We start from the raw sequence: 14,292 nt of genomic DNA on the forward strand, positions 1-14,292 counted from the left end.
AGCCACTGGCAAACCGCCGTGCGCTGCGCGCCGCGATGCCAGCACCTTGGCCGACCACAGGAATGACATTTCCGCATTGTCTTGGGCACGGGTGGTGGAACGCTGGTCGCCGATGCAAACGGGCATCGAAGTAAGCTTGTCACTGCAAAGCTTCCAGTCTTTCCGCGATCCTGCTGCGCCAGCACGCCCCGAGGTGGTGGAGGATGCCTGATCAACCTCTTCTTCCTGCTGCCTCACTGGATCGGGACGGCCTCAAACCTGTGCGCGGATCACCAGGGCGTCACCGACTGCCCGCCGAAAAGCACCTCTCGCGGCAGTTGAAAGATGAAATAGGGGTTCAGGGATGGCAGGGCGCTGACCTCATCCAGCCGGGCAAGCTGTTCGAGGGACAGCGTCACCTGCAGGGCAGCGATATTCGCGGACAGCTGTTCGGGTCGGCTGGCGCCGATCAGCAGCGTGCTTACTTCCTGCCGTGCCAGCGCCCAAGCCAGTGCCGCTTGCGCCATCGGGACGCCCAGCTCGGATGCCACGTCGCGCAGAACGTCCACGATCGTGAAGTTCCGTTCGGTGAACAGCATGCCGCCATAGGGGTTGTCGCCGTTCAGCCGGTCGCTTTTGCCGGCTTCGACATCCATGGCGCGATCCGGCATTGCTGCGGCGCGATCTGCCTCGGCCAGCATTTCGCGGCCATACTTGCCGGTCAGCAATCCGCCGGCCAGCGGGCTCCAAGGCATGATCCCGAGGCCGAAGTGCCGGGCCATGGGTGCCAGGTCCAGCTCGACCCCGCGATCGATCAGCGACCAGGCGTTCTGCAGCCCGATTGGCCCCGGCAGGCCCTGCGCCGCGGCCAGCGTGGCGACTTTTGCAACATACCAGGCCGGCGTGTTCGAGAAGCCGTAATAAAGGATGTCGCCCCGCGCCACCGCCGCCGAAAGGGTCCGCAGCACTTCTTCGGGCGGGGTGGTGCGATCCCAGACATGCATCCAGTAGAGGTCGATCCGGTCCGTCCCAAGGCGGCGCAGCGACCCCTCGATCCCAAGGCGGATATTGATCGCGCCATTTCCACCATGCAGGGGGTGGCCCTGCGCGCGGGAAAAGCCGGATTTCGTGGACACGACCATCCGGTCGCGCAGGGCGCTGTCCTTCAGGAACTGCCCCAGCATCCGCTCGCTCTCGCCACCGCTATAAACGTCGGCCGTGTCGACCACGTTTCCGCCTGCGGTGACATAGGCGTCGAAGATCGCCCGCGCCGCCGCCATGTCGCTGCCCCACCGGCCGGCCCCGAAGGTCATCGTGCCAAGCGTCAGCGGGCTGACGATCAGCCCCGAATTTCCGAAGGTCCGATAGGTGGTCATCTGCATGGATCAGTTCCTCGATACGATGATGCCGTGACCTTACGCCCTGAAAGGCGGAAGGATTAGCCGCTTCCTCTGGCATGAGCCTGTGAGTATCATTCACGAATGATGCGAGCGAACCTCAACGATCTGGCGGCCTTTGCAGTCATCGCCCGGACGCGCAGCTTCACCGCCGCCGCGGCTGAGCTTGGCGTATCGCCCTCGGCGCTGAGCCATGCGATGCGCGGGCTGGAAGCGCGGCTCGACCTGCGGTTGCTGGCCCGGACCACACGTTCGGTCGCGCCGACCGAGGCCGGGACGGCGCTGCTGGGCCGCCTTGCGCCGGCACTGGCGCAGATCGATGCGGGGCTGGAGGCGCTGTCGGATTGGCGCGATGCGCCAGCGGGGACGGTGCGGCTGACGACCTTCCACTGGATCGCCTCGACGCTGCTGTCCCGTCGGCTGCCCGGGTTCCTGGCCCGCCATCCCGGCATCACCGTCGAGGTCAACGTGGACGATGGCCTGCGCGACATCGTAGCCCTCGGCTTCGACGCCGGCATCAGGCTGGGCGAAAGCGTCGAGCGCGACATGATCGCCGTGCGGATTGGCCCGCCGCTGCACACGATCGTGGTGGCGACGCCCGGCTATTGGGACGGGCATGGCCGGCCGAACCACCCGAAAGATCTGCTGGCCCATCCCTGCATCACCTATCGCAACCTCGGCAGCGGCACGCTGATGCCGTGGGAGTTCGAGAAGGACGGTCGGGAACTGCGCCTTCAGGTCCGCGGGCCGCTGGTCTGCAATTCCTCGGACCTTGCGCTCGCTGCGGTTCGGGCGGGATGCGGCGTAGGCTGGACGATGGCCGAGGATGCCGCAGAGGACATCGCCACCGGCCTGCTGGAGCAGGTGCTGGACGACTGGTCCCAGCCCTATCCCGGCGCCTTCCTCTATCACCCCAGCCGGCGCCAGGTCCCGCCGCCCTTGCAAGCCCTGATCGCGTATCTGAAGGGGTAGCAGACGACGGTCATGGAGCGGTAGTTGGCAGGCTGGCAGTCCTGCGCGGTCAAGGAAGGTCTGCTTCTCCCTCCATCCCGAGGCAATGAAGACCCTGCCAGTCTAGCTTGCCTGGGAAATCACATGATCGTCCACCGGCATTCGATCTGGCTGCCAAGAAGGTCTATCAAGGGTCGGCACTTGCGGATCATCCAAACCCTCGGATGAACAATCCGCCATTCCTCGGCAAGACGGGCGTCTGTTGTTACATGGCGGATAATGTTACAGATGCCGAAATTCAACCGGCTGCCGCCCGCCAACGGCTGCGCGGCAAGAAGCCGAAACTGTCGAACCCCCAGCACAAGGAGTTGCGGCGCATGTATGACATTGACGAGTATCCCAACAGCAACTTGGCAGAGATGTTTTCGATCTCGCGGCCGACCGTGTGTCGCCGCTTGAGCCGGAAGTTGGTGGCGTGATGGCAGATGATCCAAAACCCCCGCGGCCCCCATCGCTGAAAAGCGAGACCCGCCAGACGAACTGGCGCCGCACCAACCTGCCGAAGTACCAGGCCCATCTTGCCGTTCAGCGGGCGCTTATTTCCGGCGCACTTGAAAAGCAGGGCTGCGAGGTCTGCGGCGCTGCAAAGGCCGATGCCCATCACGACCGATATGATCAGCCCTTGAACGTGCGCTGGCTATGCCGCAGCCACCACGTCAAGCTGCACCACTACGGCGAGGATATGTTCCCCATCGGCCGGCCGTCCCCTGGGACAAAGACCTGACGCAGCGACTGCCTGGCCTCCCTGGGCTGCAAAGCTGCCGCACCGGTGTTGGTGCCCCCCGACGTTCCTGCAGCCCGGATGAGACACAAGATGACGATCACGCAGCAAGATGAACTGGATGGTCTGAAGAAGATCGGCCGGATCGTCGCGAACACCATGCAGTCGATGGCTGCGGCCATGGAGCCCGGCATGACGACGCGCGAGCTTGACGGCATCGGCCAGGCGTTGCTGGAGCGCGAGGGAGCCATGTCGGCGCCTCGGGCCACCTATGATTTCCCGGGCACCACCTGCATCAGCGTCAACGAGGAGATCGCCCATGGCATTCCCGGCGAACGGAAGCTTGCAGCGGGGGATCTGGTCAACATCGACGTGTCCGCGTCCTTGAACGGCTTTTTTGCCGATACCGGGGCAAGCTTCTGCCTGGGGCCGGTCCAGCCGTCGCTTGACCGCCTCTGTCGCGATGGAAAGCGCGCCATGCAGATCGGCATCGCGCAGGTGGGGCATGACAAGCCGCTGGCCGCGATCGGCAACGCCATCGGTGCCTTCGCGTCCAAGCGCGGCTACACGCTGATCCGGAACCTGGCCAGCCACGGGGTCGGCAAAGCCTTGCACGAAGCCCCCGAAGAGGTTCCGACCTGGCCCACCAGGGGGGACAAGCGCCGGATGCACAACGGCCTTGTGCTGACCGTCGAGCCGTTCCTGTCGCGTGGCGGACGATGGGCCACCTCAGGCGCCGGAGACGACTGGACACTTTACAGCACGCCGGCGGCGCCGGTTGTGCAATACGAGCATACCGTTGTGGCGACCCGTCGCGGCGCCATTGTCGTCACGGTGCCGGGCTGAGGCGAGCCGCAAGCGATGACCAGCAGCCCTGTGCCACCATCTCGCCAGCCATCCCATGAACCGCGCATCGGCGTCATCTCCGACACCCACGGCCTGCTCCGGCCACAGGCAATTGAGGCCCTCGAAGGCGTCGATCACATCCTGCACGCGGGCGATATCGGCAATCCGGGCCATCTTGACATGCTGGCACGCATCGCCCCGGTCACGGCCATCCGCGGCAACATCGACCGCGGCCACTGGGCCAAGACACTGCCCGAAACGGCAAGCCTCACGATAGGCAGCCTGCGGATCCATATGATCCATGACCGCAAGGCTTTGCAGGCCGATCCGGAAGCCGAGGGTTGGGACGTCGTGATCTCTGGCCACTCCCACAGGCCCGGCATCCACGAGACCGGCAGCACGCTCTGGCTGAACCCGGGCGCAGCCGGCCCCCGCCGCTTCCGCCTGCCGATCACGCTGGCTTTCCTTTGGGAAGAGGCCGGCCGCCCCCGCGCCATGATCCACCCCCTGCCCGTCTGACCTGCTTCCGCCGGGACAAGGCCACGCGGACCGCCCTGGGCTGCCGTCCAAGGGTTAGGTCTTCATGGCCTGCTGCGGATCATCGCAGGCTGCGCGGGATGAGGCTGCCTTGGCCTCACGCTCTCGCCGCCGCTTATACGGGGATAGGATGCGCTCGCGGCTCAAGCCGGGCCGATCCCCCATTTGAGGGGCCTGGCTTGAACAGCTTTCTGTTGAACACCTGCACGGCCGTCCGTGCGGCATCCTCGTCGGTCGAGCCGGGCGTCCAGCGGCCGAGATCGCCAAGCAGCATCTTGGTAATGACGCCATACATGTAGGTATGGCTCATGGCCCGCAGCATCACCAGGTCTTCGTCCGGATCAAGATAACCTTCCTCTTGGGCGCGCTGCAGGATCTTCATGACAAGGGCATGAACGGATTGCTCATATTGCAGAAGACGAGGGTGCCGCTCGAAAACAGGGGCAGGCATTTCACCGACAAGCCGGAACTCGTGCGGGTAGAGACGGGCCCAGTCGACATAGGCGACGGCGATTGCCTCAAGCTGATCGACGGGTGATGAACGCCGGGCTATTTCCTGCGTGATGGTGTGCAGCAACCGCTGCAGGGCCACATCGGCCATCACCACAAGCAGATGCTCGCGATCAAAGATGACCTGCTTGAGCAGATCCCTTTCGACACCAAGTTCCTTTGCCAGCGTTTTCAGAAGCGGCAGCTCACCCGTCTTGGCAGCGAGGCGGCTAGCCGTGCTGATGGCGGCCGAGAGGAGATGCTGGCCGGGGTGAAAGGTGGTGCTCATGGCATTTCAACCGATGATTGATGGGAAGGTCCCGTCCGGCTTACGGCAGTGCCGGAACAAGCGAAAGAGAAGGAAAATCTTTTCCGTCCCTTTGGATGAAATGCCGCATCCCGGGTTGCGCCGGACGACCCGGCAAGTGGCCGCCTGTCGTTCTGCAGGAACGCCATGATCGTCGATCCGGGCCGGCAGATGGCAAAGGAATGGACCGACAGATGCCCGGAGGGTCGGGCATGATCCGCTTGCGGCGAACGCCGTGGAAGGGGCGCTCACCCGCCCAGCGTCTGGTCCTGCTCCTTGAACCAGGCCAACGCATCCTCGAAATGCTCCGGCCTGAAGTCCGGCCAGTGCTGATCGACGACAAAGAAGTCGGCATAAACCGACTGGACCGGAAGAAAGCCACTCAGGCGCCTCCCGCCTCCCCACCGGACGATGAGATCGAGCCTGGATACATGCTCCGAGCGGAGTTGGCCCTTCTTCAACCCGTCGAGATCCCATTCCCAATGGTAGTTCACCAGGAAATTGACCTTGATGCCTTCCCCTTGACGTGTCCGGAAAGCCTTAAGTTCTTCGGGAAACTGCGGCGACCTTTCGTCACCGACCACCAGCAGGGCAGCGCCCCGGCGGACGATCTCTGCGGCAAAGGCCACGCAGGCCGACCGGAACGCCTGGATCTGCTCCGGCGGCCTTTTTGTGTTGTCCTGAGTGAAGCCGAAAACAGAGACCTCGGAGATGCCCCGGCTCTTGCACATCTCATAAAGCGCCAGACCCGGCTCGATGCCGGCCTGATACCCTGACTGCTTGGGCAGTCCCTGTCCGGCGGCCCAGCGTCTGTTGCCGTCCGGAATAAAGCCGACATGGTTTGGCAGCACCCGCCTTGTCATCGTTTTGCCCCCGGAGTCATCGCCAAGCCCAAGCCCTTTCCCGCAGCAGCAGGCTATGTCTTCCGGCTTGCGGTCCCCGCGGGAACAACCGCTCCATCCCCGGAGGTCTTCTTCGACCGTCCATTGCTGGCGGCTTTCACCGTTTCCGCGCCCTCCCCAGGTCCTGCCTTCGGCTTGCGGCCGCGCTTTGCCTTGGGCCCATCCGTCGCGACGTCATCCGCCCTGCCACCGGCCCGCGCCCGCTTCGCTGCCGGAACCCCGGCAGCCGCCTGATCCGCACCCGGACCCGGTTTGCGTCGCCGAGGTCCGGTGGTCCCGCCAACCGAAGCGGATGACGGTTCGTCTTCTTCCGCAGCGACCTCGCGCTCAGCCTGGGCCCAATGCTCGGCGTCCTGCCCATGCGGACGACCGGCCCGCTCCCACAAGGCATGAGCCCGTTCGCGGACCTTCTGGAGGTGATCTTCGTTCATGGTGAGCCCTTGTTCTGCCAAAGCATATCTTGCGAGCAGTCAGCAATCTGCTGTCATGGAACGCGTGGGCTTACCGTGGCACGGCGATGCAGGCTTGCCAATGGCTTCTACCATGCCTGCCTTCAGAAAGCAGCGGCCAAGCCTTTGTTGGGCATCATGGTAAACCCATAGGAACGATGGTCACGCGCCGCGTTTCCTTGGCCTCCCGATCAGCACCCGATCACGGCGCAGATATTGCGGCGATAGGCGGCATTCGCCTCGCTGTCAGGCATGGCTTGGGGCGTGGGGGCGGCGCAATCGGCCTGATAATCGGGGCTGATGCCGCGGTTGACGCAGGCGCCGATCTGCCAGCCCGGCGGAATGTCGGTCAGATCGACCGATTGCCATTTCGGATGGCCTTCCGTCCGCAGGCTGTCGATCCGCGTCAGGATCAGCGAGGCCATGTCCGACACGCCCTGGCAACTGGATCGGTGATAGGCGTTGTGCGAAGGGTCGTATTCATAGGTCATCAGCACGGCCTTGACCGCGACCAGTTCGACCGCATCAGGCTGAAAGGCATAGGTGCCTGCCGGAAGGCTGGCCGGGGTATAGACGGCCTGCAGCGTGGGATCCTGGATCGGCAGCAGATGAAAGCGTTCGCCGTCGATGTCGCCTTCGGCATAAAGCGAGGCCGGGGCGCCGGCGACATAGAAGAAGGCGTCGATCTGCCCCGCCTTCAGTTGCGGCAGCGCGTCGGCGGGCGCCAGCAGCAGTTTCTCGGCCGGTTCCGTCCCGCTGAGCGACAAGATCAGCGAGGCGGTCAGATAGGTCCCGCTGTTTTCGGTCCCGATGGCGACGCGCTTGCCCGCCAGATCGTCAAGCGTGGCAATGTCGCGGCGCGCCAGGATATGCACCTCCTCGTCATAAAGAGGAAAGGCGATGCGGACGCCGGTGATGGCCCGGGCGATGGCAGGATCGTTTCCCGCAAAGGTCTGCATGTATTCCAGGACATCGTTCTGCACGATGCCGAACTGCGTGTTCGGCCGCTGCCGCACGGCAAGGAAATTTTCCAGCGAGCCTGCGGATTCCACGACCTCCACGCTTTTGCCGCATTGCCCCATCAGGCCTGACAGGTCGCGGCCGATCTGGATATAGGTTCCGGTCGGTGCGCCCGTCATGATGCTGAGCTGCGCTTCCTGGGCCTGAACAGGCAGCGCCAGCAGGGCGGCCAGCCAGGCCGCGATCGCCAGACGCATTCCCGATCCGAACTGTCGCATCGTCCTGTTCCTCCCCATGAACGGTTTCAGCATCCCCCCAGCCGACCGACCAGAGCCACGAGGGTCTGGCGGTTGATCGGATCCTGCACCTGCGCCAGAGCCTCGGTCGTGCAGTGACCGTCGATCAGCAGGTCACGCAACCGGTTGCGCAGTGGTGGTTCCGGCAAGGCCGGTGCCTGCGCCAAGGCGGCATCGACGGATGCGGCGGCGCGCCGTCGCCCCGCCCCGTCGTCGGCAGGCCGAGGCGCAGGTCCGGCATCCGCTGTCGCGGATGGCGCGGCGGGGGCTACGGGCTCTGGCGGGGCCTCGGCGGCACCCCGTTCGCGGACCATCGCCGCCAGTTCGCTGCTCAATCGCTCGAAGTTTCCGGCAAGCTGACCCGGCTGCGGTTCCTGTTCGGCGATAGCCGGAGCAGGTTCCGAAGACTGCGCCTGCAGCGCATTCCCTTGGCCTGCGATGGCGCCCAGTTCGGCGCGGGCGGCATCAAGCTGGGCGGTGACTTCGGCCAGTTCCGATTTCGCCTTGTCCAAAGCAGCCTGCTGGCCCTGAGCCTCGGTCCGGGCTTGCGCGATCGCGGCCAGTTCATCGTTCATCCGGCTGATGTCCTGCGCCATCTGGTCCGACTGGCTCTCCTGCTCGGTGATCCGAGAGGCAAGTTCCTTCGAGCGGGCTTGCAACCCGTCCCGTTGGTCGGCGATGCTGCCCAACTCGGCGCGGGCAGTTTCTACCTGCGAGGTGACCTCGGCCAGTTCCGATTTCATGGCATCCAATGCAGCCTGCTGGTCCTGAGCCGCTGTGCGGGCTTGCGCGATCGCTGCTTCGACCTCGGTCTTGTTCTCGCCAAGCGCCGCCAGTTCGTTGCGGCTGCTTTCCAGCCGGCTGGCCGCTTCAGTGATCTGGCGGTTCAGATCCGCAAGCTGCCCCCGTGCCGCTTCAAGCCTGGGTTCCAGTTCGGCCGCCTCGGCCTCCATGGCCGCGATGATCTGACGCAAGTCATGTGCCCGTCCGGGCAGATCCACGTCCGGCACCTGCGCGCCGGAAGGCCCGCCGGCAAGCCAGAAACACGCTGAGGCAGCAAGAACAACCGGATACCAGCGGCACACGACACCAAACCCTCTGCACCATTCGATAATGTGACAGCGCGGAATTTTGTCAATGTTCTTTCGGGTAAGCCGGTCGGACGGTCCTGTCGCCGAGAGAGGATCCGGCAGGTCGGCCGCCTTGCCTCCGGGGCGGTTCATTCCGGTGTTGCTGGGGGTCAAGGCCGTTCTTCCGTTCACACGAAGAACATGAGGTTCGCGACGGATGCGACGGTCGAGTGGAAGAAAGATGGTCCAGGGAACTCAACAGCCGGGAAAGATGAACCCTTCGCATTCGGGCCCGGCCTGAAATCGATCCAACGGGTCAATTTCCTGCGCCAATCGGGCCTTTTGAAACGCGCATCCCATCAATTTTCCAGCAATCTCGCACCTGGCAGTGGCGCTTCCGCCCGACCACCTGGCCTGCCAAGAGAGGGGCGAAGGGGCGTCTGCCGCCATTCCTGCAGGTCGCCAATCTGGTGCGCGGCGGCTGTTGCCTGGTCTGGCCCGGCAGTCGAATGTCATCCTGCCCGCTGCAACCGGCCGAAAGCCAGATCAGATCGGATCCCGGTCCAGTTCATCTGCAATCGCCGCATCGATCGGCGTTTCATAGGTCTTCAGGACACCGCCCAGCACGAAATAGAAACCGACCGTTGCGATCAGGTCGAAGACTGCGGCCCGCCCGATGGTTGCCGCCAGTTCCGCCTCAAGTTCAGGCGGGATCATATGCTGGTCGAACAGCGCATCGACAGCACGCACGATCAACCCGTCCTCGCCTTCCGGCATGCCGGCGATGGCGCGAATCCGGTTGTCAGAGAGACCAAGCTTTCTGGCGCGGCTGACATGATGGGCCCATTCATAGGCGGATCCCAACCTGAGGCCTGTGCGCAGGATGACCACTTCTGATCGCTCAAGTCCAAGCGCCGTGTCCTTGACGACATGCTGGCGCAATGGCCCCCAGGCCCTGACCAGGGCAGGATGGTGCGCCATGGTGCGATAGACGTTCAACTGACCCGCAAAGCCATCCCGAAGGTCGCCCAGGGAATCCGGCCATTCGGCATCAGTCAAAGGCGGGCAGGCGGATCGAGACATCGGCGATCTCCGACTCATCAAGGTCTTCCGCATACAAAGCGGCCGGCATTCCGGCACCGACTGTCTCAGGTGCTATGGAAAACATCAACCCCCGCGACAGCCATCACTCCATTGACTTTGCTTCGAAAGTTTTTCTTTACAAATGACATAAAGAGATAACAATAAACGAAACACCGCCGTGGATCCGGCATGGAGGTGGCGGGCTTGCTGGCCTGCCGAGGCCCGATCCCCAGGCGCAGCAGAGGAGGTCCAGGAATGGAAATGTCGTCGCTGACGGCCCGGCAGATTTATGAACATGCCAAAGCCAATCCCACCCGCCGCCGCTTTGGATTTGGCAGAAAGCCGATGCTGATCAACATCGACCTCCAGCGGGCCTATACCGGCGTCGGCGAATTCGCGACGGCTTACGAAACGGATCCCAGGCAACTGGACTACGTGAACCAGTTGGCCGACCTGGCCCGCGCCAAGGGATTGCCAATCACCTGGACCTATGTCGCCTATATGCAGTCGGGCGAGGATTGCGGCGTTTGGGGCACCCGCACCGACACGCCGGATTCGCTGCAGAACATCAAGGTGGGATCGCGCCGAGCGGAATTCGATCCGCGCCTGAAGATCGACCACGACCGCGACATCGTCATCAACAAGCGCATGGCATCCCCCTTCCATGAAACGAACCTGCAATCGCTGATGGTCTGGCACGGCTGCGACACGGTGGTGCTGACGGGGGGGTCCACCTCGGGCTGCGTGCGGGCCTGCGTGGTGGACGCGATCTCTCGCGGCTATCGGGTCATCGTCCCCGAGGAATGCGTGGCCGACAAGCACGAAAGCCCGCATTTCGCGAACCTCTACGACATCTCGGTCAAGTATGGCGACGTGATCCCGGTGGCCGAGGCGATCGCCTGGTATGACGCCTATCAGCCCGAAGCACGCTGAGATGGGCGCGGAGCCGATGCAGTCGGACCTGGGGCTTTACGACTACCTGCCCTGGCCCGGGCGGCCGAAGATCACCTGGCCCGGCGGCAAGAAGCTGGCCGTCTGGATCGCGCCCAATATCGAGTTCTACGAATACGATCCGCCGAACAATCCCACCCGCACCCCCTGGGGCCGCCCGAACCCCGACGTGCTGCAATATTCGCACCGGGACTATGGCAACCGCGCGGGGTGGCAGCGGATGATGGCGGCGATGGACCGGGCTGGCTTTCGCGGATCGGTGTCGCTGAACGTCGCGCTCTGTGATCACCACCCGGAAATCATCCGCGCCTGCGCCGACCGGGGGTGGGAGTTCTTTTCCCACGGCATCTACAACACCCGCTATGTCTATAACATGACGGTGGACCAGGAACGCGAGATCATCCGCGACGCCTTCGACACGGTCAGGAAGCATACCGGGCAGGAGTTGGCGGGATGGCTGTCGCCCGCGCTGTCGAACAACCTGTGGACCATGGACATCCTGGCCGAGGCAGGGATCCAGTACACCTGCGACATGTTCCACGACGACCAGCCGATGCCGGTGAAGGTCAGGTCGGGCAAGCTGATCTCGATGCCCTATTCGCTCGAGATGAACGACGTGATCGTGTATAACAGCCAGAAGGTCACGCCGCGCCATTACGGCGAAATCATCCGCCGCCAGTTCGACCAGCTTTACCGGGAATCAGACGAAAGCGGCATGGTCATGTGCATCCCGCTGCACCCCTATCTTGTGGGCCAGCCGCACCGCATCGACGCATTCGCCGAGGCCATCGACTATATCGCCAGCCATGACGGCGTCTGGCAGGCCACGGGCCGCGAAATTGCCCAAGCCTATCACGCCAGTGGCGCCTATGACGCGATGAGTGCCGCCGCAGCCCGGCACGCACAGGGGGACCGGTGATGTCGCTTCCCGAGAATTACCTAGACTATCCCGCCCGCCGATACGGCATGGACCACGACCGCTACAACTGGTCCGACATGTTCGCGCGCAAGCCGATTGCCTGGCCCGGCGGCACGCGGATCGCGCTGTCCATCGTCACCCATGTGCAGCATTTCCCGCTGGACATGCCCGCCAAGCCCTTCAAGGCGCCGGGCGCGCTGTCTATGCCCTATCCCGATTTCCGCTATTTCACCAACCGCGACTATGGCAACCGGATCGGCGTGTTCCGCATCCTGCGGCTGCTGGCGGACAAGGGGCTGCAGACCAGCTTTGCCGTCAACGGCTGCATCGCCACCCGCTATCCCGCGCTGCTGAAGGCCGTCGTCGAGGGCGGGCACGAGGTCGTGGCGCATGGTCTGGACATGGGCAAGGTCCATCATTCGGGCCTGTCCGTTGATGACGAGAATGCGATCATCGCCGAAACGCTGCGCCTGCTGCGCGGCGCGACCGGCCAGCCGGTCGAGGGCTGGCTGTCGCCGGGCCGCGCGCAGGGCTTCAACACGCCCGAATTGCTGACCCGCAACGGCATCCGCTGGAACCTCGACTGGGCCAATGACGACCTGCCCTACCCGATGCGGACCACCGAAGGCGCGCTTCTGGCGATGCCGCTGGCCTATGAGACCGACGACCGGGTGGTCGCCAACGAATATTTCCAGTCCGAACCCGAATGGGTCCAGCAGGTCAAGGACCGCTTCGACGTGCTGTATCGCGAAAGCGCAGATTACGGCGGTCGGGTAATGAGCCTGCCGCTGCATTCCTGGGTGTCGGGGATGCCCTACCGCGTCGAATACCTGCGCGAGGTGCTGGACTACATCCTGGGCCATGACGGCGTCTGGACCGCCCCGGTGGGCCAGATCGCCGCTGCGGCCGAAAGCCAGGTCTGACGGGCCTGCATTGACAAGGAACGGATCGCCATGACGCCAGCATCCGACAAGACGCCGCGAACCCTGTTCGGCAAGATCTGGGACGCGCATGAAATCCTGCGGCACCCCTCCGGGCAGTCGCTTCTGTATACCGACCGCGACCTGATCCACGAAGGCAGCTTCCACGCCTTCGCCGACCTCAAGCGCCGGAACCTGCGCCCGCGCCGCCCCCAGCAGATCTTCGGGATCGCCGACCATTACGTGCCCACGCTGGGGCGCAGCGCGGATGACGCGGCAAGCCCGGCCATCGCCCGGATGATCCGCACCTTCGACGAAAACATGGAATGGGGCGGGTTGCGCCATTTCGGCATCGCCAGCCGCGAACAGGGCATCGTCCATGTCGTGGCGCCCGAACAGGGCATCACCCTGCCCGGCCTGACCATCGTCTGCTCGGACAGCCACACCTCGACCCAAGGCGCGCTTGGCGCGATCGCCTTCGGCATCGGGCAGTCGGAAAACGCCCATGTGCTGGCCACCCAGACCCTGTGGCAGATGCGGCCCAGGACCATGCGGGTGACGGTGGACGGACGGCTGGGCCAGGGCATCACCGCCAAGGACGTGATGCTGGCGCTGATCGCCCGGATCGGGGCGGCGGGCGCGGGCGGGCACGCCATCGAATATGCGGGCCAGGTCGTGCGCGACATGTCGATCGAGGCGCGGCTGACCATGTGCAACCTGTCGATCGAGGCCGCCGCCCGCCTGGGCATGGTGGCCCCGGATGAAACCACCTTCCGCTATGTCGCCGGACGCCATTACGCGCCGACGGACCAGGAATGGGATCTGGCGATGGCCCAGTGGCGGGCGCTGCCGACCGACGACGGCGCGACCTTCGACCGCGAGGTGGAACTGGACGGCGGCGCCATCGCCCCCATGGTGACCTGGGGCACAAGCCCCGAGGATGCCGTGCCGATCACCGGCCGCATCCCCGACCCCGCCAGCTTTGCCAGCGCGGATAAGCGCAAGGCCGCCGCCAAGTCGCTGGAATACATGGACCTCGCGCCGGGAACCGAACTGGACGGCCTGCTCATCGACCGGGTCTTCATCGGCTCCTGCACCAACAGCCGGATCGAGGATCTGCGCGCCGCCGCAGCCATCCTCAAGGACCGCAAGGCCGCCATTCCCGCCATCGTCGTCCCCGGTTCCACCCAGGTGCGCGAACAGGCCGAGGCCGAGGGCCTGGCCCGCATCTTCCGCGAGGCGGGCTTCGAATGGCGCCAGTCGGGCTGTTCCATGTGCGCGGCGATGAACGGCGACGTGGTCGGGCCGGGCGAACGCTGCGCCTCGACCTCGAACAGGAATTTCGTGGGGCGGCAGGGACCGGGCGCGCGCACGCATCTGGTCAGCCCCGCCATGGCCGCCGCCGCCGCCATCACCGGGCGGCTGACCGATGTCCGCAGGCTGTAAGGAGGATGC

16 protein-coding genes are annotated in these 14,292 nt (G+C 64.6%); 9 read left to right on the forward strand and 7 right to left on the reverse strand.

Annotated features, from left to right (window positions below; genetic code table 11):
• Nucleotides 1-269: 269 nt before the first annotated feature.
• The gene (locus IE224_RS17210; RefSeq protein WP_191312198.1) at nt 270-1,361 is read right to left on the reverse strand and encodes an aldo/keto reductase; all 1,092 of its coding nucleotides are present in this window, start codon (nt 1,359-1,361) and stop codon (nt 270-272) included.
• Between the two features lie 99 nt (nt 1,362-1,460).
• On the opposite strand from IE224_RS17210, the gene IE224_RS17215 reads away from it, so the two are divergent.
• The 5 genes from IE224_RS17215 to IE224_RS17235 all read left to right on the forward strand — a co-directional run bounded on the left by IE224_RS17215 (nt 1,461) and on the right by IE224_RS17235 (nt 4,473).
• Complete coding sequence (locus tag IE224_RS17215) at nt 1,461-2,348, forward strand: LysR family transcriptional regulator (protein ID WP_191312200.1); 888 nt, start codon at nt 1,461-1,463, stop codon at nt 2,346-2,348.
• Between the two features lie 248 nt (nt 2,349-2,596).
• The gene (locus tag IE224_RS17220; RefSeq protein ID WP_191312202.1) at nt 2,597-2,806 is read left to right on the forward strand and encodes a helix-turn-helix domain-containing protein; all 210 of its coding nucleotides are present in this window, start codon (nt 2,597-2,599) and stop codon (nt 2,804-2,806) included.
• A complete protein-coding gene (locus IE224_RS17225) occupies nt 2,806-3,111 on the forward strand; it encodes a hypothetical protein (RefSeq protein ID WP_191312204.1) in 306 nt (101 codons plus the stop codon). The genes IE224_RS17220 and IE224_RS17225 overlap by 1 nt, the downstream gene beginning before the upstream one ends.
• A gap of 90 nt (nt 3,112-3,201) precedes the next feature.
• Nucleotides 3,202-3,954, forward strand: coding sequence for a type I methionyl aminopeptidase (gene map / locus IE224_RS17230; protein WP_191312206.1), 753 nt, complete (start codon nt 3,202-3,204; stop codon nt 3,952-3,954).
• Nucleotides 3,955-3,969: 15 nt separating this feature from the next.
• A complete protein-coding gene (locus tag IE224_RS17235) occupies nt 3,970-4,473 on the forward strand; it encodes a metallophosphoesterase family protein (protein ID WP_191312208.1) in 504 nt (167 codons plus the stop codon).
• A gap of 133 nt (nt 4,474-4,606) precedes the next feature.
• Here IE224_RS17235 and IE224_RS17240 read toward each other — a convergent pair whose 3' ends face one another.
• From IE224_RS17240 to IE224_RS17265, 6 genes are all read right to left on the reverse strand, one after another.
• Nucleotides 4,607-5,269 carry a TetR-like C-terminal domain-containing protein gene (locus tag IE224_RS17240; protein ID WP_191312210.1) on the reverse strand — a complete coding sequence of 221 codons (663 nt, stop codon included), beginning with the start codon at nt 5,267-5,269 and terminating at the stop codon, nt 4,607-4,609.
• Nucleotides 5,270-5,535: 266 nt separating this feature from the next.
• Nucleotides 5,536-6,150 (reverse strand): undecaprenyl diphosphate synthase family protein, encoded by a 615-nt coding sequence (locus tag IE224_RS17245; protein WP_191312213.1) that lies wholly within the window; start codon nt 6,148-6,150, stop codon nt 5,536-5,538.
• A 53-nt stretch (nt 6,151-6,203) separates the two neighbouring features.
• Nucleotides 6,204-6,620, reverse strand: coding sequence for a DUF2934 domain-containing protein (locus IE224_RS21420; protein WP_191312214.1), 417 nt, complete (start codon nt 6,618-6,620; stop codon nt 6,204-6,206).
• A gap of 209 nt (nt 6,621-6,829) precedes the next feature.
• Nucleotides 6,830-7,876 (reverse strand): TAXI family TRAP transporter solute-binding subunit, encoded by a 1,047-nt coding sequence (locus tag IE224_RS17255; RefSeq protein WP_229849433.1) that lies wholly within the window; start codon nt 7,874-7,876, stop codon nt 6,830-6,832.
• A gap of 26 nt (nt 7,877-7,902) precedes the next feature.
• Nucleotides 7,903-8,868: a hypothetical protein gene (locus IE224_RS17260; protein WP_191312216.1), complete on the reverse strand. Its 966-nt coding sequence runs from the start codon at nt 8,866-8,868 to the stop codon at nt 7,903-7,905.
• Nucleotides 8,869-9,510: 642 nt separating this feature from the next.
• Nucleotides 9,511-10,047 carry a carboxymuconolactone decarboxylase family protein gene (locus IE224_RS17265; protein WP_191312218.1) on the reverse strand — a complete coding sequence of 179 codons (537 nt, stop codon included), beginning with the start codon at nt 10,045-10,047 and terminating at the stop codon, nt 9,511-9,513.
• A 255-nt stretch (nt 10,048-10,302) separates the two neighbouring features.
• Between IE224_RS17265 and IE224_RS17270 the strand changes: the two genes are divergently transcribed.
• The 4 genes from IE224_RS17270 to leuC are packed head-to-tail and all read left to right on the forward strand — an operon-like array spanning nt 10,303 to nt 14,283.
• On the forward strand, nt 10,303-10,980 hold the full coding sequence (locus IE224_RS17270; RefSeq protein ID WP_191312220.1) for an isochorismatase family protein: 678 nt from the start codon (nt 10,303-10,305) through the stop codon (nt 10,978-10,980).
• A 1-nt stretch (nt 10,981) separates the two neighbouring features.
• On the forward strand, nt 10,982-11,917 hold the full coding sequence (locus IE224_RS17275; RefSeq protein WP_202380133.1) for a polysaccharide deacetylase family protein: 936 nt from the start codon (nt 10,982-10,984) through the stop codon (nt 11,915-11,917).
• On the forward strand, nt 11,917-12,840 hold the full coding sequence (locus IE224_RS17280; RefSeq protein WP_191312223.1) for a polysaccharide deacetylase family protein: 924 nt from the start codon (nt 11,917-11,919) through the stop codon (nt 12,838-12,840). The genes IE224_RS17275 and IE224_RS17280 overlap by 1 nt, the downstream gene beginning before the upstream one ends.
• A gap of 30 nt (nt 12,841-12,870) precedes the next feature.
• A complete protein-coding gene (leuC, locus tag IE224_RS17285) occupies nt 12,871-14,283 on the forward strand; it encodes a 3-isopropylmalate dehydratase large subunit (protein ID WP_191312226.1) in 1,413 nt (470 codons plus the stop codon).
• Nucleotides 14,284-14,292 lie beyond the last annotated feature (9 nt).

The organism is Paracoccus aerius (genome assembly GCF_014656455.1).
Lineage (GTDB): Bacteria > Pseudomonadota > Alphaproteobacteria > Rhodobacterales > Rhodobacteraceae > Paracoccus > Paracoccus aerius.

Coding starts and splice junctions, on each gene's coding strand:
- IE224_RS17210 (WP_191312198.1), bottom strand. CDS start 1,361: ATGCAGATGACCACCTATCGGACCTTCGGAAATTCGGGGCTGATCGTC.
- IE224_RS17215 (WP_191312200.1), top strand. CDS start 1,461: ATGATGCGAGCGAACCTCAACGATCTGGCGGCCTTTGCAGTCATCGCC.
- IE224_RS17220 (WP_191312202.1), top strand. CDS start 2,597: ATGGCGGATAATGTTACAGATGCCGAAATTCAACCGGCTGCCGCCCGC.
- IE224_RS17225 (WP_191312204.1), top strand. CDS start 2,806: ATGGCAGATGATCCAAAACCCCCGCGGCCCCCATCGCTGAAAAGCGAG.
- map (WP_191312206.1), top strand. CDS start 3,202: ATGACGATCACGCAGCAAGATGAACTGGATGGTCTGAAGAAGATCGGC.
- IE224_RS17235 (WP_191312208.1), top strand. CDS start 3,970: ATGACCAGCAGCCCTGTGCCACCATCTCGCCAGCCATCCCATGAACCG.
- IE224_RS17240 (WP_191312210.1), bottom strand. CDS start 5,269: ATGAGCACCACCTTTCACCCCGGCCAGCATCTCCTCTCGGCCGCCATC.
- IE224_RS17245 (WP_191312213.1), bottom strand. CDS start 6,150: ATGACAAGGCGGGTGCTGCCAAACCATGTCGGCTTTATTCCGGACGGC.
- IE224_RS21420 (WP_191312214.1), bottom strand. CDS start 6,620: ATGAACGAAGATCACCTCCAGAAGGTCCGCGAACGGGCTCATGCCTTG.
- IE224_RS17255 (WP_229849433.1), bottom strand. CDS start 7,876: ATGCGACAGTTCGGATCGGGAATGCGTCTGGCGATCGCGGCCTGGCTG.
- IE224_RS17265 (WP_191312218.1), bottom strand. CDS start 10,047: ATGTCTCGATCCGCCTGCCCGCCTTTGACTGATGCCGAATGGCCGGAT.
- IE224_RS17270 (WP_191312220.1), top strand. CDS start 10,303: ATGGAAATGTCGTCGCTGACGGCCCGGCAGATTTATGAACATGCCAAA.
- IE224_RS17275 (WP_202380133.1), top strand. CDS start 10,982: ATGGGCGCGGAGCCGATGCAGTCGGACCTGGGGCTTTACGACTACCTG.
- IE224_RS17280 (WP_191312223.1), top strand. CDS start 11,917: ATGTCGCTTCCCGAGAATTACCTAGACTATCCCGCCCGCCGATACGGC.
- leuC (WP_191312226.1), top strand. CDS start 12,871: ATGACGCCAGCATCCGACAAGACGCCGCGAACCCTGTTCGGCAAGATC.